An 18,749-nucleotide genomic window follows, 5' to 3' on the forward strand; every position below is an offset into this window, starting at 1 on the left:
CCGCCCTAGCCCTCCCCCGCAAGGAGAGGGACATCTCTGAACGTGCCGAAAGGGGCCTGCGCTGCCAGGCCCCTTTTTTCGTGCTCAGGAAACGGTGCACTCGCCAAGTGATAAAATTAAACATAATTAATATTTTGCCGCGACTGTCCACGGAACGATAGCATCACCTAAACGAGCCGGAGGATCCCATGAACACACCGGAAAAGAACATGCTCCTCTCCCCCCGATGGCTGATGACCGCCATCATCACCTTTATTTTCGGCTTCTCCGTGCTGGGCTACCTGGCCTACCGGAGCGGCACCGACCAGCCTCCCATCCCCCAGGAGGTCCGTTCCACCGATGGCACTCTCCTCTACTCCAAGGCCGACATCCTCGGGGGGCAGCACCTGTTCCAGAAATACGGGCTGATGCAGTACGGCACCCTTTTCGGCCACGGCGCCTATCTCGGGCCGGATTTCACCGCGCAATACCTGCACATCAGCGGAGAGAAGGCGCTGGGATTCTACACGGGGCAGGGGATCCCTGCCGCAGGAGCGGCGGAAAAGGTGCGCTCCGAGCTGAAGACCAACACCTACGACTCCGCCACCGGGACAGTCACCTTCTCCGCTGCCCAGGCACGCGCCCACGCGGAAATGATCGACTACTACCGGAAGTGGTTCGGGCCGGCAGAGACGCAGCAGGGGCTGCGCCGCCCCTTCCTCAGCGACCCGGAGGAGATCCGCAGGCTTACCGCCTACTTTTCCTGGTCTGCCTGGGTCAGTGCCGCCCAGCGTCCCGGAACGAGCCACTCCTATACCAACAACTGGCCTCCTGACGAATTGGCCGGCAACAAGCCGACCGCCGGCGTGCTCCTGTGGAGCGTCCTGAGCCTCGTGGCGCTCCTCGTCGGCACCGGCCTCATCCTCTTCATCTTCGGCCGCTACGAAACTCTGGGGTGGCACGCAGCGGACGACTACCCGTCGCAAAAGATGGAGGCGCCGGAGAAGGTTCGCCTCACCCCCTCGCAGCGCACAGTGGCATGGTACTTCCTCGTCGTCGCTGGTCTCTTCCTCCTCCAGGGGCTTCTGGGGGGGGTCAACGCGCACTACCACGTCGAACCGGCAGGGTTCTACGGCTTCTCCCTCGGCGACATCCTGCCGTACAACCTCTCCAGGATGTGGCACGTGCAGCTCGCACTCTTTTTCGTGGCATCGAGCTTTCTCGCCATGGGGATCTTCCTCACCCCCATGATCGCGGGGAAAGAGCCGCCGCACCAGGAGAAGCTTGCACTCCTGCTCCTCGGAGCGCTGGTCGTCGTGGTGCTGGGAAGCCTGGGAGGCGAGGCGGCGAGCCTGAAAGGGCTTCTGCCGACCAGCGGGCCGTGGTTCTGGGTCGGGTCGCAGGGGTGGGAATACCTCGACCTCGGGCGACTCTGGCAGATCCTTCTGACGGTGGGGATGATACTGTGGCTCGTCATACTCATCCGCGGCATGGCGGAGAGGCTCAAAGGGGAGCACCCGGGGAACATGCCGTGGCTCTTCGTGTACAGCGCCGTCTCCATCCCCCTCTTCTACGCCGCCGGGATGCTGTACGGCAAGAACACCAACGTGACGCAGATAGAGTTCTGGAGATTCTGGGTCGTGCATCTCTGGGTGGAGGATTTCCTTGAGCTCTTCACCACCATCATGGTCGCCTACGTCTTCATGCTCCTCGGCGTGGTACGGGCGCGGGTGGCCACGACCATCATCTACCTCGACATCATCCTCTACTCCATCGGAGGGGTCATCGGCACCATGCACCACATGTACTTCAACGGCACACCTGAAGTGCACATGGCGCTCGGAGCCTTTTTCTCCGCGATGGAAGTCATCCCGCTCCTGCTTCTCACCTACGAGGCGTGGAAGTTCATGCGGCTGGGCGCCCCGGCAGGGAGCACGATGCTGAGTACAGCCGGCGAGATGTTCCCGCACAAATGGGCGGTGATGTTCCTGATCGCGGTCGGCTTCTGGAACTTTCTTGGCGCGGGGGTCTTCGGCTTCCTCATCAACCTGCCGATCGTGAGCTACTACGAAATTGGCACCCAATGGACCGCGAACCACGGGCACGGCGCCATGATGGGGGTGTACGGCATGCTCTCCCTCGGCTTTTTCATGTTCGTCGCGCGCTACTTCCTCCCGCTCGATCGCGCCAGCAACAGGGCGATGGGGATCGCCTTCTGGTGCACCAACATCGGGCTTGCCTGTATGCTCTTTGTGAACCTCTTTCCGGTCGGCCTTCTCCAGCTGAACCAGATACTCTCCACCTCGTACTGGCATGGGCGAGAGCCGGAGTTCTTCATGCAGCCGCTGGTGCGCCTCTTCGAGTGGCTGCGCCTCCCGGGCGACACCCTCTTCATCGTGGGGATCCTCCCTGTCGTCTACCTGGCGGTGCGGATGTTTGTGAACAGAAACCGTGAAGGGGTCTGACCCCGGCAACGAAGCCGAAAGGGCCGCCAGCTTTTGTGGCGGCCTTTTTTTTGTGTTCTTCTGGGAATTCCGGGGGAGCGTGGGTACATTGCCACGAAGCACTGCACAAGGCCTAACGTTCCCCCCTTTGCGAAGGGTCTTCCGGGAATTCTGGGGAACGCGCTACAAAGATCCGGGTGCCCCCACGCTGGAGCGTAGGCATCTTGCCTGCGATGGCGGCGCAGCCGCCACAGACCGCGCGGCTGGCGCCGCGGTACAGGCTGGGAAGCCTGTGCTCCAGCGCGGCGCCACTAGTGTCCCCTCACGTCAACGGAAGTGACCGAGCTGAATTCCCGGAATTCCCGGATGAACCTTCGCAAAGGGGGGGACGCGACGCCTCATGCGGCCCTTCATTGGAACATACTACTGCTTCCCCGGAATTCTCGGGGGAGCCTTTTTTGTGTCACGTAATAAGCCGGGTGGAGCCGTCCGGCACATTCCCCACTCTTCTCAGGAAGAAATCATTGTAGGCCGGAATAAGCGGAGCGTTTCCGGCAGAACGTGCCCGAACCACTAAACTTGTTGCAGGTAAATTAAACAAATCTCTTGCACCAGCCGGCACTATTCCTGTAAATACGTACCATCCTGTAACTTCTCCCTTCCAGTCCACCGTCTCTGTGACAGAAAACCGACGTGCAATGACAGTGATTTCCCTTCGTCCTTACCAGAGAATGACTGTTACTTCGACTCGTCACACGGGCGCGCGGGTCGTTGCGGCTTTCGCCCTTGCGGCGATTTGTGGCTGCGCGGTAGGACCCGATTTCCACAGACCCGCAGCACCGACAGTGGAGAGGTACACCGCGACGCCGCTTCCTGCCGCGACTGCCGCCGCCCCCGTTGCCGATGGGGAGTCGCAGCGTTTTGCGGCGGGCGGCACCATCCCGGCGCAGTGGTGGACGCTCTTTCGCAGCAAAAAGCTGGAGGAACTGGTAGCACAGGCGCTGAAGGCGAACCCGACGCTGGCCGCGGCCGAAGGCGCCCTTCGCCAGGCAGCCGAGCTTCGCCGCGCCCAGTTCGGCGCCTTCTTTCCCGCCCTCGACGGAACATTCTCCGCCGAGCGGAGCAAGATCAGCGGCGCCACCTTCGGCCAGCCCGATGCCCCCTCTTCCCTCTTCACCCTCTACAACGCGTCACTCAATCTCTCCTACAATCTCGACCCCTTCGGCGGAAATCGCAGGCGCCTGGAAGCCGCACAGTCCCAGGTCGATTACCAGGAGTTTCTGCTGGAGGGTGCGCGGCTGACACTCGCCGGCAACATCGTCACCACCGCGGTCCAGGAGGGGTCGCTGCGTGGGAGGATACGTGCGCTTTCCGCAATCATAGCCTCCCAGGAGGAACAGCTTAAGCTGGTAGAGCTGCGCCAGCAACTTGGAGCCGCGGCCCTTAGCGAAGTTTTGGCGCAGCAGGCGGTCCTTGCCGACACGCGGGCGGCTCTCCCGCCGCTGGAGAAGGCGCTGGCGCAGACGCGGCATCTGCTCGCCGTGCTGGCCGGCCGCCTCCCGCAAGATGCCGGTACCTTTCCAGAGTTCGAGCTGGAGGATTTCGTCCTGCCACAGGCGCTTCCGGTCAGCCTCCCCTCCGAGGTGGTGCGCCAGCGTCCCGACGTCCGCGCCTCGGAGTCGCTGCTGCACACCGCCTCCGCCGAAGTCGGGGTCGCCCGCGCCGACCGTTTCCCCGCCCTGACCATCACCGGCTCCCTCGGGTCGCAGAGCTCGAGCGCCGGCAGTATCTTTTCGTCCGGGACGATGGTGTGGAACCTGGGGGCGGGGCTCACGCAGCCTCTCTTTCGCGGAGGGGAGTTGAAGGCAAGAGAGGCGGCCGCGCGTGCCGCCTACGACGAGGCGGAGGCGCAGTACCGGAACACGATACTCTCCGCATTTCGCGAAGTAGCCGATGTCCTGCGGGCTCTGGAGGTCGACGCCCGGGCGCTGAAGGCGCAGGCGGAGGCGGAGGGCGCGGCCGCCGGCTCCCTTGTCGTGGCGCAGGAGGAGTACCGGTACGGCGCCACGAGCTATCCCACGCTGCTGAACGCCATCCAGCAGCAAAAGCGCGCCGAGCTCACCCTCATCGAAGCGAGAGCCGCCCGTCTCGCCGACAGCGCCGCCCTTCTGCAGGCGCTCGGAGGCGGCTGGTGGAACCGCGAGAGGGAACGCAGGACGGAGTAGAAGGAGCAGGAACGTCGCAATGTAGGCCGGAATAAGCGCAGCGTTTCCGGCAATTGCCGGCATCACCACCACGGCCACCGACAAAGCAGACGCGCCCCATCATCTGGAACGCCGATCGAAGCGCTGGAGCATAGGCTTCCCAGCCTGTGCCGCGGCGCCAGCCGCGTAATGTGGCGCCCCAGCCGCCATCGCGGGCAAGATCGCTGCGCTCCAGCACGGGGGCGCTGTGGTACCGAGAGTGCTCTATTTCCATCGTCCGGCAGCGCAAGAATGCCGGGAACGCCTGCGGCTTATCCCGGCCTACACAGGCGCCAGTCGCCAATGTGGCGGCCCAGCCGCCATCTCACGCAAGATGCCTGCGCTCCAGCGCGAGGGGCCCCGGCAGATAGGAAAGCAGAAGCAGCGATGTAGGCCGGAATAAGCGCAGCGTTTCCGGCAGCTGCCGGCATCACCACGACCGGCCAATCTGCGGAGACTTTTGAATCCAGGAGCACCCATGAAAAAAAAGCGCATCCTCTTCACCCTCCTGGGGCTGATACTCGTGATCGCGGTCCTCGCCGGGATCAAGGCGCTCCAGATCGGGACGATGATCGATCAGGGGAAAAAATTCGTACCCCCTCCGGAGACTGTCACTACCGCCGTCGTCAAAGGTGAGGAGTGGGAGAGCGCGCTCACGGCGGTGGGATCCCTCACAGCCGTCCAGGGAGTCACAGTCGCGGCCGAGATGGCCGGCAAGGTGGTGAAGATCGGCTTCCAGCCGGGGCAGTCGATCGAGCGGGGCGCGCTCCTCGTCAGCCAGGACACCTCCTCGGAGGAGGCGCAGCTCGCGGCGGCAGTCGCCCAGGCGCGGCTGACCCGCACAACCCTGGAGCGCGACAACAAGATGCTCGCGGTAAAGATCATCTCCCAGGCGGATCACGATACCGCCGTCGCGGGTCACGAACAGGCGGTCGCTCAGGCGGACAACGTGCGGGCCACCATCAACAAGAAGAACATAAAGGCTCCCTTCAGCGGCCGCCTCGGCATCCGACAGGTAAACCTGGGGCAGATGCTGCGCGAGGGGGACCCGGTGGTGACGCTGCAGTCTCTCGACCCCATCTTTGCCGACTTCAGCCTCCCCCAGCAACAGCTCGCCCAGCTGCGCACGGGGCAGACGGTGCAGGTCACCTGCGACGCGGTCCCTGGGGCGCAACTCACCGGGAAGATCACCGCCATCAACCCTCTCGTCGACGCAGAATCGCGCAACGTGAAGGTGCAGGCGACCGTATCCAACCGCGGCGAGCGGCTGCGCCCCGGCATGTTCGTCAATGTGGCGGTCGGGCTCCCGGTGCGCCAGAAAGTCCTCGTCATCCCCGCCACCGCGGTCCTCTATGCACCATACGGCGACTCCGTCTTCCTCGTGGTCGACGATCCGAAGAAGCGCGGAGGCAAGGTGCTGCGTCAGCAGTTCGTGCGCCTCGGGGAGCACCGGGGGGACTTTGTGGCGGTAGCCAGCGGGGTGAAGGAAGGGGATACGGTCGTCACCACAGGGGTCTTCAAGCTCAACAACGGGCAGTCGGTGCTGGTGGACAACCGGCTCGCACCCCCCTTCAGCGCCAAGCCGAAACCGGAGAACAACTAAGGGATGAAGCTCACCGACCTTTTCATCCACAGACCGGTACTTGCCGTGGTGGTGAGCCTGATCATCGTCATCGCCGGGATCCAGGCGATACGCACGGTGAAGGTGCGCCAGTATCCGCACAGCGAAAACGCCACCATCACCGTCACTACCGTCTATGTCGGCGCGAGCGCCGACCTCGTGCGCGGCTTCATCACCGCCCCGCTGGAGCGCGCCATCGCCGCGGCGGACGGGATCGAGTACATGGAGTCGCAGAGCACCCTCGGCCTCTCCACGATCAGCATCCGCCTGAGGATCAACTTCGACTCCACGAAGGCCCTTGCCGAGATCAGCTCCAAGGTCGACCAGGTACGCCGCGACCTGCCGCTGGAGGCCGAGGTCCCCACCATCAACGTGGAATCCGCCGACAGCCGCTTCGCCTCAGCCTACCTCTCCTTCAGTTCCGATATCCTGAAGCAGAACGAGATCACCGACTACCTCGTGCGGGTCGTGCAGCCGCGCCTCTCCGCAGTCCCGGGGGTCCAGCGCGCGGACATCCTCGGCGCCCGCACCTTCGCCATGCGGATCTGGCTGAGGCCGGAGCGCCTTGCCGCCCTGAACGTCACCCCTACCCAGATCCGCGAAGCGCTGCGCGCCAACAACTTCCTCTCCGCGCTCGGCAGCAGCAAGGGAAGCTACATCCAGGTGAACCTCACCGCCGACACCAACCTCAGCACGGTCGATGACTTCAAGAAGCTCGCGCTGCGCCAGAGCGGCGGGAGCATCGTGCGGCTCGGGGATGTGGCGGACATCGTGCTCGGCGCGGAAAACTACGACACCGACGTGCGCTTCTCCGGCGAGACCGCCGTCTTCATGGGGATATGGCCGCTGCCCAACGCCAACTCGCTCGACGTCATCAAGCTCGTGCGGCGCGAGATGGGGGACATCGAGCGCCAGCTTCCTACCGGGCTGAAGGCGCGCGTCGCCTACGACGCCACGAGCTACATCTCGGATGCGGTGCACGAGGTGCTGCACACCCTGGGGGACACCCTCCTCATCGTGGTGGTGGTGATATTCCTCTTCCTCGGCTCCTTCCGCTCCGTCCTCATCCCGATCGTCGCCATCCCGGTCTCCCTCATCGGCGGCGTCTTCCTCCTGCAGGCTTTCGGGTTCACCATCAACCTCCTGACCCTCCTCGCCATCGTCCTCTCGGTCGGGCTCGTGGTCGACGACGCCATCGTCGTCGTGGAGAACGTGGAGCGCCACATAAGCGAGGGGCTCCCCCCCCTTGAGGCGGCGCTGGTCGGGGCACGGGAGCTGGTGGGACCGATCATCGCCATGACGGTCACCCTTGCGGCGGTTTATCTCCCAATCGGGTTGCAGGGGGGGCTCACCGGATCCCTCTTCCGGGAATTCGCCTTCACCCTCGCAGGGGCGGTGACCATCTCCGGGATCGTGGCGCTCACCCTCTCCCCCGTCATGTCATCGCGCCTCCTGAAGCCCGGCATGGAGGAGCACGGCTTCGCCGGGAAGATCTCCCGGGACTTCGCCCGCTTCAGGAGGTTCTACGGACGGCTTTTGGACTTCACCCTCGACGCCCGTCCCGCGGTCTACCTCGTGTGGGGGATCGTCACCATCCTCGCTTTCCCCATGTTCACCATGAGCGCGAAGGAGCTGGCACCCTCCGAGGATGAGGGGGTCATCTTCGGCATCGTCGATGGCGCCGCCAATTCCACCATCGACCAAAACAGCCACTTTGCCAGGGCGATCAACGACGTCTTCTTCAGCATCCCCGAGACCAACTTCACCTTCCAGGTGACGAACCCCAACTCAGGGTTCAGCGGGATGGTGACAAAACCGTGGGAAAAGCGCCAGCGCTCGGTCTTCGAGATACTCCCGGAGGTGCAGCAGAAGCTGCAGGCCCTTCCCGGCGTGCGCATCTTTCCTGTCACTCCCCCGGCCCTCCCCGGAGGCGGGGACTTCCCGGTGGAATTCATCATCGCATCCACCGACGATACCCCCCGCATCCTCGACTTCGCGAAGGACCTGCAGGCGAAGGCGACGAAGAGCGGAATGTTCGCCTTCCCCCCAGTCATCGACGTGAAGATCGACCAGCCGCAGTCGCGTTTTGTGATCGACAAGGACAAGGTCGCCTCGCTGGGCTTGAACCTCGCCCAGATCGGCGGCGATTTGAGCAGCATGGTGGGGGGAGACTACGTGAACCGCTTCGACATCGCGGGGCGCTCCTACAAGGTGATACCGCAGGTCGAGCGGGCCGGCCGGCTGAACCCGGTGCAGATCCAGGACGTGTACGTGAACGGTCCGGGTAACGGGCTCATCAAGCTGGACACGGTGGCGACGGTCCAGCAGTCGGTGGTGGCCCGTTCGCTGAACCGCTTCCAGCAGCTCAATTCGGTGAAGATCAGCGGTGTCGCAGTGCGTCCGCTTGACGAGGCGCTCGGCTTTCTGGAAAAGGAGGCGGCAAAGATACTGCCGAAGGGGTATGTCATGGACTACACCGGCGAGTCGCGCCAGCTGCGCACGGAGGGGAACAAGTTCCTCCCCGCCTTCATGCTCGCCATCATCCTGATCTTTCTCGTCCTGGCTGCGCAGTTCAACAGCTTCCGCGACCCCTTCGTCATACTCGCCGGCTCAGTTCCGCTCGCCATGTTCGGAGCGCTCATCTTCACCTTCCTGAAGATGCCGGACCCCAATGTCCCCTTCTGGACGCGGGGCTGGACCACGACCATGAACATCTACTCGCAGGTCGGCCTGGTCACCCTGGTGGGGCTCGTCTCCAAAAACGGGATCCTGATCGTGGAGTTCGCCAACAAGCTCCAGCTGGCGGGGCACAGCAAACGGGAAGCAGTGCACCAGGCGGCGCTGACACGACTGAGGCCGATCCTCATGGTCGCCGCCGCCACCATCGCCGGACACTTCCCGCTGACCCTGGTTTCCGGCGCCGGCGCAGCCGCCCGAAACTCCATCGGCCTCGTGCTGGTGGGGGGAATGTTCATCGGCACCGGCTTCACCCTCTTCGTCATCCCCTCCATCTACATGCTTATCGCCCGCGACCACACAAAGGACCGCGCTGCGGCAGCGGTGCAGTAGGGTATCGTCTTGACAGGCGCCGGCTGATTATTTCAAAGTGGGAGAGGTTCCACGGAAAGGAATCGGGGTTGAAAGTCCGCACGGCTTGTAGTACCACTGGACGGGTCAAACACATCAACAGCAGACAGGCAGGTGGAGGAACATGCTCGAAGCTTTAAAAAATGCGTTCAGCAGCAAGGCGAAGAACGAAGCAGCCATCATGAAGACCGCAGCCGCCATCAGGAGCAGCTCCGGAAACGGTGAGATCAATTCCCTCGAGGAGGCGGTGACTATCGTCATCACCAATATAACGATGGAGACAAAGCGTGCAGCTTTGAACGACGATGCGGCAGCGTCCGGCACCACGCCAAGCGAGGCGGAGTACCTCATCCCTTCCGTGATGCTCGGGATGACACTCACCGAGAGGATGTGGCCGATCTTTGACGAGAAGTATAACGGCGGGAAGGTCGCGACCTACGTGGCGCTGCGCCACTGCCTCGACAATCCCCAAAAGAACAGCGCCATGGTCTTTGAGGAGAGCGCAAAGAAGTACAGCGTGCTTCGCAAGGCACTGGAGGAAAAGGGGGAGGAGTTCAACAAGAACCTCACCGCCCTCATCGTCTCGTCCTTCAGCAACACGGACAACGCCTCACTCGTCGAGTCGTTCAAACCGATCTACGCCATGATCAGGGAGTACGAGAAAGAGATCCCTGCGGTGTAAAGCCATTTAGGCGGACTCGTCCGGGGAACCGGGGTTGTCGGCGTCGCAGGCCTGATAAAATCAAATCCCCCCTGTCCCCCCTTCGCAAAGGGGGGGACGCGAGGTCTCCTCCACCGCTCCGTGAAGGGCTGCAGCGAGACGCCGCCTGCAGCCCATGGCTACATTCTCCGACCTTCCGCCCTTCAATCGACTCCATCCGCGCCCCTCAGCACCTCTATCTTTCTCCACGCGCCGGTCCTGAAGCGAAGAGACCAGATGATCGCTGTGGCGAGCACAAAAACCGTCGCCAGCGTCCATTCCGCCACCAGCCCCGGCGCCGTCCCCACGATGAGCCACAGCAATGCCAGAAAGGTGCAGGAGCAGACCAGGAAGGTGCGGGCGACCCAGTGGGTATCCCCGGCGGAAGCGAGCACGCACCCGAGCATGACATTTGCCGCGTCGAAGAGGCAGTAAAAGGCGACGAATTTCATGATGACGGAGCCGGTCTCGATGATCCTCGCGCTCTCCGGGCCGTCCCCCGCGAAGACGGCGATAAGCGGCGCCGACGCCGTGGCGAAGACTACCGCCATGGCGAGCATCCACACCTCGCACACGAGGAGGGACTGCCAGGCGATGGCGTGCACCGCATCGTCATCCCCCGCCCCGCGCGCGTGCCCCACCAGCACGCCCGCCGCCTGCCCGAGGCCGAGTGCCGGGAAAAAAGCGGTGCCGTTGATGCGAAAGGCAATGCTCGACGCAGCGAGCTCCACGGTCCCGAGCCTGCCGATGAATACGAGGAAGAGGGTCCAGGCGGTCAGTTCGCCGCTGATCCGCAGTCCGAGCGGCATGGCGAGCGCGAGGAAGCGCCGCAGCTCCTCCCACTCCAGCCGCCGCGCCTTCGCATCGGAAAATCCACCCGCCCTGGCGAAGAAAAGGGCGTAGAGGACCGCTCCGACGGCTTGCGCCAGGACGGTCGCAAGCGCAGCACCGGCAATTCCCATGCGGGGCATCCCCCACTCCCCCAGCACCAGTCCCCAGGCAAGGAGGGCATTGGCCGTTATGGAAACAAAGGTCACCGCGGTGACGACTGCAGGACGGCCAATACCCGAGAGCCATCCGCCGAGCGCGGAACCGATGACGGGAAAGAAGGCCCCGGCCATACAGATGAGGAAATAGGTGCTCTCGTTTCTTGCCACCTCCGGCTCGTGCCCCGCCAGATGGAAAAGCTGCGCCACCGGCCAGCAGAGCGCAAGAGCGAGCAGCCCCGCAGCGAGTGAGGTGTAGATGCCGAGCCAGGCCGAGGAGCGGACCCCGTCGGAGTCGCCGCGCCCGTGATTGTGGGCGACGAAGGTCCCGGCGTACCCGGCGGTACCGAAGAGGAATCCCTGGAAGAGGATAACCGCCATCCCCGAGGGGCCGATCGCGGCGACCGCCTCACCAGAGTGGCGCGACAGCACGATGGCGTCGATGATCTGCATGACGGTGATCGCAGAAGAAGAGAGGATCATCGGTGCGGCGAGCCGCAACAGACGTGGTACGTGATTGAATCTCATGTAGCTCCAGGATTGTGCCGCTGACAGAAGGGATAAACAAAGGGGAACTGCAGCTGACAGCTTCGGATCGGCAAGACCGCCGGTCGCTCTTTGCAGGAGCCGAGACTGAGCCTCACCCCTGCGCGCCCATAATGCCATATTTCACCTGCTGGATCGAGTCATTCGTCACTCAGGCGCATCAGGAAGTAAATGTCAGGAGCTTGTCATCCCCGGCAGAGGTGCTGACGACGTGGTAGTATTATTACTGGCATATTAGCCACACCTCAGAAACCAGAAAGGAAGACAGGCATGAAAGAGACTCGACCGGTGACTCCTGACCCGGACAGGACAGAGGGGGAGACGGATCCCTCCCCCGAGGATCTCATCTTCGTTGATCCGACCTGAAGCGCGCCAGCCGCGCTCGTTACTGTCCCGAACCGGCATCGCTCCATCGCAGGCAGCAGGGACTCCACTCACATCCGAAATTTACAACAACACCTCCCGGCGCCTCGTCGATCTATCCTCCGCCGGGAGGGTTTCCCGCACCGAATTCATGGGCACCCCCTCCACCGCTGTCCGCTCTCTCGTCATGCCGCACATCAAGCCCGCAATACCGATTGTGCATCCTCTCCTCCCGTAACCGCTGAGAGTGTGCCTATAATTGTTGTGGAAACACACCGGAACTGGTCTGATCAGGAGTGGGAGGCGACGCCATGTCTCGTCCGCGGCTAAATGCGATTTTCCAGCAGCAGATCCCGGGCGATCACGCCCTGCTGGAACTCGCCCAGCGCAGGTTCTCCGAGGGGGGCCTCGGCGCCGAGTTCTACCCCGACACACCCGACCACCTCCGATTCCTCCTCCGGTTCCGCCCCCATTCACCGGACGAGTACACCGTCCATCTCCCGAGACACATCGACATCTTGAACCCGGCTGGACGTGAAACCGTGTGCGCCTTTGCCGCGGTAGCCGACGCCTCTGCAACCGGTTTTGTCCTTCACGATCAGGTGGAGGCCGCCACCCGCTTTGCCGAATATACCGCTGCCGTCCGGCAGCTTGACGCTCAGCTGGATAGGCAGGCAGCGCGCCCTCTGATCTTTATCGAGTATGCCGCATGGCTGGAGCCGGCCACGTTCGTTGCACTGCATGAGGCGCTGCGTGATGTCGCCGGCGTCGGGGCGTGTGTAGATATCGGCCACATCGGCCTCTTCCACTGCTACCGGGCTTTCGAGGAGGAGCATCCGGGCCTCCGGGTGGCGAAGTTGAAGGCACACACGCCGGAGCTGCGGATTCATGTGGATCGGGTCCAGGAGGCGTGCGCGACGGCGCTGCCGGGAGTGCTGCAGGTGGTCGCCTCATTGGGAAGGCTGGGGAAGCCGATGCATTTCCACCTGCACGACGGTCACCCGAGCTCCACATTCAGTTCCGTCGGGGTGAGCGACCACCTGAGTTTCTTCCAGGAGGTCCCCATCCCGTTCAGCTACCGGGGGAGCCACACTTTGCAGATGCTATTCGGACCGGTCGGGGTGCATAGAGTCGTCATGGCCGCCCGATCGTTCCTGCCCGATGAGAGGCTGTCGTTCACGCTGGAGATACACGCGCCGCAAGGGCGGCAGGAGCTGGGAGAGTACGCGCCCCTCTTTTCGCACTGGGGGGATACGGCCGATGCCGAGCGGATGCAGTACTGGATCGAGGTGCTGTTGCGAAACCACAGGTTGCTGCAAGGGGCCTGTGAACCAGCGGGTGAACGTGCATAAATGGACGCAATATCAGGAGGTGCGGCATGTCTTTTTGGGTTTATCTCCTCGGGTTCGCCTTCATAATTGGCGGCATCGCCTGGGCTCTTGTGGTGGCGGGAGTCCGCACCGAGTACATCCTGATTACAGCAGTAATCCTTGTCGGTATCGCCATCCTGAAGGCGGTGACCCACACCCACAGAAAGTACTGACTCTCCGGAAGCCGCGGTCTCCACACGTAAGGTGGCACGCACGCTGGAGCATAGGCTTCCCAGCCTGTGCCGCGGCGCCAGCCGCGTATTTGGCGGCTCCACCGCCATCGCAGGCAGGATACCTGCGCTCCAGCGCGCGGTCACTGTGGTACCCAAACATCTTCCGATTCGCATCAGCCGGCCGCAGAAATGCCGGGAACGCCTGCGGCTTATCCCGGCCTACAGTACATGTCCACTTCGGGCTACAACTCGATCCGGAATTCCGCTCCCTCCTCCGTGTTTCGCACGCTCAACCGGCCGCCCATGCTCTTCTCTATGATGCTCTTCGACATGTACAATCCGATCCCGGTTCCCTTGTCCGGTGCTTTGGTGGTGAAATACGCGTCGAAAACCTTGCCGATGACGTCCTCCCCTATGCCGCCGGCATTGTCCGAAACGGTTATCACAGAACGGCCACCTTCCTTGAAAAGGTTGATCTCTATCTTCGGCGCCTCTACCCCCCTTTCCCTCAGGGCATCGCGGGCGTTGGTGACGAGGTTCATGACGACGTGCGAAAATTCGTTCCTGTGCCCTTTCACTACCAGTTCATCATTCTGGCGCACCTTCAGCTCCACATTCATCACCCTGAGGGGAGCATCGAGGAGCGATACTGTCGCGAGCACCGCCTTGTTCACGCTGAAAGGCTGCGCCTCCTTCTCCTCCTTGAGGAAGTCCTTGAAGTCGGTGATCGTCTGCGACATGTGGTTGATCAGCTCCATTCCCCGGGCCACTTCACTGTCGAGAAGTTCCTCCGAAAACTCCCCCACCTCGTACGACAACTGCAACTGCTGGATGAGCAAGCTCAGGATGTTTAGCGGCTGCCGCCACTGGTGCGCGATGTGGCCGAGCATCTGCCCCATCGCCGCCATCCGCGACTGCTGGACCAGCAACTGCTCCTTCTCCCGCAGGTCCTCCACCGCCGCAAGGCGCTGTTCGGTGACCTTTTGCAGCGCACTATATGCCTGCTCAAGCTCCGCTGTTCGCTCCCGGACCCGCAGCTCAAGTTCATCCTTCGCCTTCCGAAGGGCCTCTTCAGCCTCCTTCCGGCTGGTCACATCCTCGATTATGGCGATCTCGTAGTCGGGGTGCCCATGGAGATCCCGCACAAGTGACAGTGTCAGCCGCGCCCACACCTGATGGCCGTCCTTGTGGAAAAAACGCTTCTCCACGGTGTAGCTCTCCAGCCTCCCCGCGGCCATCTCCTGAAAAGGGATGAGGTCAAGATCCAGATCCTCGGGGTGCGTGATCTGCGGCCACGGCGTTGCCCGCAACTCATTCTCGGTGTAGCCGAGCATGGTGCAGAAAGCCTCGTTCACATCGAGCCAGCGGGCGTCGGTGAAACTGACACGACCCATCCCGACTGCCGCCTGGTGAAACACCGCCCGAAACTTCTCCTCCCCCTTTCGCAGCGCGTCTTCTGCGTCCTTCCGGGCGGTTATATCCTGATTCACCGTCACCGCCCCCGTTATCTCCCCTTTTTCATTCCTGATCGGTACGGCGGAATCCAGGATGATCTTTCGGGATCCATCAAGGGCCTCGATCTCAATTTCCTCGTTCAGCGATGTCTCCCCTCTCCGTATTGCCCTTGCGCCAGCCCACTCTTCAGGGGGTATCGGCTCTCCCGAATCGGCCCTCCACCCCTTGTACACCTCGTCTTCGAGCGCTACACGAGGGGTACCTCCCCATATTTCAAGTGCGGCCCTGTTGGCGTGGAGGATTCTCCGGTCCAGGCCGAGAACCCATACGGCAACCGGCAGTGTCTCCAGTACGGTTCTCAGCAGCTGCTCGCTCTCGCGCAACGTCTCCCTGGCCCGTTCCTCTTCCGCCGCCTTTTGCCGCGCCTCCATCCCCCTGCCGATCCGGTGGACGAGGAAGGAGAAGATGAGCACCCAGGAGAGGACCATGACGGTCATACCGAAATTCGGGCCGTAAAAACGGTGCCACTCCCCCTCCAGCCCGAGCCAGCCGAGCAGGATGGGGAGAACCACTGCCGGGACCAGCAGACGGCGCGCTGCCACCCCCGCGGGGGTGCTGGCGGTGAAGAGGGCGAGGAATGCTTCGTTGGAACGGGCAACCATAAGACCGAGGCCCAGGAGGAATACACCCACGGCGGCCGACAAGGCTATACCGGTCAAACGCGGCACGGCGTACAGCCCCTCGACCCGGTACAGGTGCCCAAGAATGCCGAGGGAGGCGATAAAGCACAGCACCATGCCGAGCGACTGGACGAGGGCGGCCTTCGGCTTTTCCCGTAGAAGAAGGAGGATGCCGATGCCGCAAAGGGTGAAGCTCAGTGCTCCCGGCGGACCCATGCGGTTGGGGTGCAGCACACCGAGGGCGCCGGCCTGCTCTACGGCAATGAGTTGATCTATTCCGAAGTCCACCTCGAAGATGTGCTCCAGCAGGGTCATCGCCCCGACAAGCATGGAGAGCGAGGCGAGTGCCCCCGCGAGGGAACGCTTCAAAGTTCCGCCTCCGGAGACTGCGAGGGAGAGGGCCACACCGCAAAAGACGAGGCAGAGCGAGGCGTTTGTCTTGATGACAAAGGAATGGAGACCGCGGGAGACGAGGGTGCCGGAGAGCCAGGAAAAGAGGAAGTAGGCACCTATCAAAGCCGCACCCGCACCGGCCCCGATGGCGCCATGCCTCAGGGTCCTCTCCATCCGATCATTCCTGGTGGTAACAGAAGGATGCGCCATCGAAGCTCCCCAAGGTGCAGCGGCAAGGAACGACCATCTATTTTTAATTCTAGTACCTTGCCCGGCGGGGAGCCAGAGAGGATGCGGGATGAAAGGTGACTATTCCTCCGAGATCACCTGGCCGGGAATGACAAAGGAGATACCCTGGCCGCCCCGGGCGCTCAACATGACAGACTCGACGATGGGAGGATTCATCGGCTTCGCGGCGCGCCACCTCACGATGAAGTTCGACCCGGGGCCTCCCGCGCTCTCCCCTTCCTTCACGTGAATGTACTTTGTAGCGAGCGGCCCGAGCGCCAGAGGGGATGCGAGATGGCGGCGCAGCACCTTGCCATCCGTATCGTAGTAATCGATGCTGCTGATGGTGAGTCCCCTCTTCATGTCCGTGTTGCGGATCGTCAGCACCGTCTCCAGGCTGACCGGCCGCGCCCGCGGACCGATGGGGAGATTGGAGTAGACCGAAACATAGACAGTTTGCCCGCTGGAGAGGCGGACATCATTCGCCGCCGCGGCAAAAGTGGGACCGCTGATGCTGGCAGCGAGAAGTACTGCAGATAGAAATAGTTGAAGTCTCATCCCTTCCTCCTATGTCAGATATCGAATCACGCTCGTCACTCTCGTTCCCAAGGTCCACCTTGGGAACGCACATGGGTGCAAAGCTCCGGCTTTGCATCCGCGTCAGCGGAGAAGTGTCCGAACAGTGGCGAGGCCGGGCCTCGCGAGCAATGCATTCCCAAGCTGGAGTATAGAGTCTGGCGGTGCGCATTGCACACTTTAAAGAAAAATTTGACTCAAGGTAATCGGAAAGGAGCCGATAACACCAACGGTGAACAGCGGCACTCTTCTTTGCCGGCCTGCTTGAGATTGTTCAAATACCCACAGGAGAATCAGACGTGAAAAAAACAGTGGTGGTTTTGGCCGTGGCGGCGCTCTGTAGCGCCTTTTTTGTGACATCCGGGACAGCGGCCGAAAAGGGAACCGTCGATCCCAAAAGCGGAAAAGCCTGTTACGAATGCCACCGGAGCAAGGTTACCGGTGCCTATGTTCACAGTGCCCTGGCCGACAAAGAATGCACCCCCTGCCATGAGGTGTCCGCCGGGAGTCATCAGAAGGACCACAAACTCTTCGGTGTGAAGGACAAAAGCGCCGCCCTTTGCTACCAGTGCCATGACAGCAACTCCAAGGCAAAGAGCGTGCATCCGGTGATCGAAGCGGAAAGTTGCCTTGTCTGTCACGCGAAGCACAACTCGCCGCAGCAGTACCTGCTGAAAGTCGAGGCCGATTGCTTCAACTGCCATGAAAAGGCACTGGTGGAACAAAAGCAGACCACGAAGGGGACCGCCTTCCGCGACGGGCAGGACAATCTCCACTTCGTGCACGCAGGGACGAACAAGATTTCCTGCCTCGCCTGCCACAACGTGCACGCGAGCGCCCAGCTTCACCTGATCACCCCGAAAGGAAAAAAAGGGGCGGAGACGGTGACGACGACCTACACCACCACCGACAAGGGCGGGAACTGCACCACCAGCTGCCATGACGCCATGGGGTACGAGAGGAAGTAGCACGACGCGTATCACCGGCCACGCCGGCCATACATCTTGATATTCCTCGGACCGGAAGGGGGATGGAGCTTGCTCCATCTCCCTTTTTCTTTGCCTGGGCCACTCACGGTGCTGCAGAAATTCCTATGAAAATGGTATGGTAAGGAATAACACATGTAGCGGGCAGTCTGACCGAGGCTGCCACCAGAGGGAGGATCGATACGATGGGAAGAACCTTTTTCCTCATGATTTTATTCGGTATGTTGGCCGGTTGTGCCGGCACTACTGCCCGGGTCGAGGACGTAAGCGGCGGGCAGGCTCTCCTCAAGCTCGGCAGCGCAGACAGGGCAACGGCTGGGGAGGCATACGAGGTCTATCGGAACAAGAGGATAATGTACGGCAACCCTTCTAAAGAGACGATGCCGACCTACCGGCAGGAAACTGTAGGATGCGCGAAGGTCACCGAAGTGGTAGATGCAAAGCATGCAAAAGCTGTCGTTCACGGAAACGTGGAAGAGCATGACTATGCACGGCCGGGCGCAACGGAGTGCCCGATTTCCTGATGGTGCGAACATTGACAGCGAAAAAGGGAGGATGGTACTGCACCCTGCTCCCTTTTTTAATGCCCTGCGACGATTGCCTTTGTAGGCCGGAATAAGCGGCAGCGTTTCCGGCAACGCGGCTGCGACTTCGGTGGACTGCCGGGAACGCCTGGCGGCTTATCCCGGCCTACATGTACACCCGAGGCTCGACCCCCACCCCTACCCGCTGCGGCGACTGCCCTTGTAGGCCGGAATAAGCGGCAGCGTTTCCGGCAACGCAGCTGCGACTTCGGTGGACTGCCGGGAACGCCTGGCGGCTTATCCCGGCCTACATGTATACCCGAGGCCCGCCCCCCACCCCTACCCGCTGCGGCGACTGCCTTTGTAGGCCGGAATAAGCGGCAGCGTTTCCGGCA

General features: G+C 62.3%; 12 protein-coding genes. 9 read left to right on the forward strand and 3 right to left on the reverse strand.

Going from position 1 to position 18,749, the window contains the following annotated elements; genetic code table 11:
- Positions 1 to 188 precede the first annotated feature (188 nt).
- The 5 genes from LPW11_RS07050 (at position 189) to LPW11_RS07070 (ending at position 10,056) form a co-directional block, all read left to right on the forward strand.
- Positions 189 to 2,444, forward strand: a complete 2,256-nt coding sequence (locus LPW11_RS07050) for a nitric-oxide reductase large subunit (RefSeq protein ID WP_230997419.1) — start codon at positions 189 to 191, stop codon at positions 2,442 to 2,444.
- 710 nt (positions 2,445 to 3,154) lie between these two features.
- On the forward strand, positions 3,155 to 4,648 hold the full coding sequence (locus LPW11_RS07055) for an efflux transporter outer membrane subunit (RefSeq protein ID WP_230997420.1): 1,494 nt from the start codon (positions 3,155 to 3,157) through the stop codon (positions 4,646 to 4,648).
- 496 nt (positions 4,649 to 5,144) lie between these two features.
- The gene (locus LPW11_RS07060; RefSeq protein WP_230997421.1) at positions 5,145 to 6,269 is read left to right on the forward strand and encodes an efflux RND transporter periplasmic adaptor subunit; all 1,125 of its coding nucleotides are present in this window, start codon (positions 5,145 to 5,147) and stop codon (positions 6,267 to 6,269) included.
- A 3-nt stretch (positions 6,270 to 6,272) separates the two neighbouring features.
- Positions 6,273 to 9,356 carry an efflux RND transporter permease subunit gene (locus LPW11_RS07065; protein ID WP_230997422.1) on the forward strand — a complete coding sequence of 1,028 codons (3,084 nt, stop codon included), beginning with the start codon at positions 6,273 to 6,275 and terminating at the stop codon, positions 9,354 to 9,356.
- 142 nt (positions 9,357 to 9,498) lie between these two features.
- On the forward strand, positions 9,499 to 10,056 hold the full coding sequence (locus LPW11_RS07070) for a hypothetical protein (RefSeq protein ID WP_230997423.1): 558 nt from the start codon (positions 9,499 to 9,501) through the stop codon (positions 10,054 to 10,056).
- Between the two features lie 182 nt (positions 10,057 to 10,238).
- Here the strand turns inward: LPW11_RS07070 and LPW11_RS07075 are convergent, their stop codons facing one another.
- Positions 10,239 to 11,588 carry an MATE family efflux transporter gene (locus LPW11_RS07075; RefSeq protein WP_230997424.1) on the reverse strand — a complete coding sequence of 450 codons (1,350 nt, stop codon included), beginning with the start codon at positions 11,586 to 11,588 and terminating at the stop codon, positions 10,239 to 10,241.
- A gap of 692 nt (positions 11,589 to 12,280) precedes the next feature.
- On the opposite strand from LPW11_RS07075, the gene LPW11_RS07080 reads away from it, so the two are divergent.
- Together LPW11_RS07080 and LPW11_RS07085 are read left to right on the forward strand one after the other, a co-directional pair.
- The gene (locus tag LPW11_RS07080) at positions 12,281 to 13,321 is read left to right on the forward strand and encodes a hypothetical protein (protein ID WP_230997425.1); all 1,041 of its coding nucleotides are present in this window, start codon (positions 12,281 to 12,283) and stop codon (positions 13,319 to 13,321) included.
- 26 nt (positions 13,322 to 13,347) lie between these two features.
- A complete protein-coding gene (locus LPW11_RS07085) occupies positions 13,348 to 13,512 on the forward strand; it encodes a hypothetical protein (RefSeq protein WP_230997426.1) in 165 nt (54 codons plus the stop codon).
- A 242-nt stretch (positions 13,513 to 13,754) separates the two neighbouring features.
- On the opposite strand, the gene LPW11_RS07090 is transcribed toward LPW11_RS07085, so the two are convergent.
- The gene (locus tag LPW11_RS07090; protein ID WP_230997427.1) at positions 13,755 to 16,250 is read right to left on the reverse strand and encodes a PAS domain-containing sensor histidine kinase; all 2,496 of its coding nucleotides are present in this window, start codon (positions 16,248 to 16,250) and stop codon (positions 13,755 to 13,757) included.
- A gap of 99 nt (positions 16,251 to 16,349) precedes the next feature.
- Positions 16,350 to 16,826 carry a DUF3124 domain-containing protein gene (locus tag LPW11_RS07095; RefSeq protein ID WP_230997428.1) on the reverse strand — a complete coding sequence of 159 codons (477 nt, stop codon included), beginning with the start codon at positions 16,824 to 16,826 and terminating at the stop codon, positions 16,350 to 16,352.
- Positions 16,827 to 17,143: 317 nt separating this feature from the next.
- Between LPW11_RS07095 and LPW11_RS07100 the strand changes: the two genes are divergently transcribed.
- The gene (locus LPW11_RS07100; protein WP_230997429.1) at positions 17,144 to 17,812 is read left to right on the forward strand and encodes a cytochrome c3 family protein; all 669 of its coding nucleotides are present in this window, start codon (positions 17,144 to 17,146) and stop codon (positions 17,810 to 17,812) included.
- A 203-nt stretch (positions 17,813 to 18,015) separates the two neighbouring features.
- Positions 18,016 to 18,354 carry a hypothetical protein gene (locus LPW11_RS07105; protein ID WP_230997430.1) on the forward strand — a complete coding sequence of 113 codons (339 nt, stop codon included), beginning with the start codon at positions 18,016 to 18,018 and terminating at the stop codon, positions 18,352 to 18,354.
- Positions 18,355 to 18,749: the final 395 nt, after the last annotated feature.

The organism is Geomonas sp. RF6 (assembly GCF_021044625.1).
Taxonomy (GTDB): Bacteria; Desulfobacterota; Desulfuromonadia; order Geobacterales; family Geobacteraceae; genus RF6.

What these genes read in the sequence shown, in the direction of transcription:
- LPW11_RS07050 (WP_230997419.1), top strand. Translation starts at nt 189, where the DNA reads ATGAACACACCGGAAAAGAACATGCTCCTCTCCCCCCGATGGCTGATG.
- LPW11_RS07055 (WP_230997420.1), top strand. Translation starts at nt 3,155, where the DNA reads ATGACTGTTACTTCGACTCGTCACACGGGCGCGCGGGTCGTTGCGGCT.
- LPW11_RS07060 (WP_230997421.1), top strand. Translation starts at nt 5,145, where the DNA reads ATGAAAAAAAAGCGCATCCTCTTCACCCTCCTGGGGCTGATACTCGTG.
- LPW11_RS07065 (WP_230997422.1), top strand. Translation starts at nt 6,273, where the DNA reads ATGAAGCTCACCGACCTTTTCATCCACAGACCGGTACTTGCCGTGGTG.
- LPW11_RS07070 (WP_230997423.1), top strand. Translation starts at nt 9,499, where the DNA reads ATGCTCGAAGCTTTAAAAAATGCGTTCAGCAGCAAGGCGAAGAACGAA.
- LPW11_RS07075 (WP_230997424.1), bottom strand. Translation starts at nt 11,588, where the DNA reads ATGAGATTCAATCACGTACCACGTCTGTTGCGGCTCGCCGCACCGATG.
- LPW11_RS07080 (WP_230997425.1), top strand. Translation starts at nt 12,281, where the DNA reads ATGTCTCGTCCGCGGCTAAATGCGATTTTCCAGCAGCAGATCCCGGGC.
- LPW11_RS07085 (WP_230997426.1), top strand. Translation starts at nt 13,348, where the DNA reads ATGTCTTTTTGGGTTTATCTCCTCGGGTTCGCCTTCATAATTGGCGGC.
- LPW11_RS07090 (WP_230997427.1), bottom strand. Translation starts at nt 16,250, where the DNA reads ATGGCGCATCCTTCTGTTACCACCAGGAATGATCGGATGGAGAGGACC.
- LPW11_RS07095 (WP_230997428.1), bottom strand. Translation starts at nt 16,826, where the DNA reads ATGAGACTTCAACTATTTCTATCTGCAGTACTTCTCGCTGCCAGCATC.
- LPW11_RS07105 (WP_230997430.1), top strand. Translation starts at nt 18,016, where the DNA reads ATGGGAAGAACCTTTTTCCTCATGATTTTATTCGGTATGTTGGCCGGT.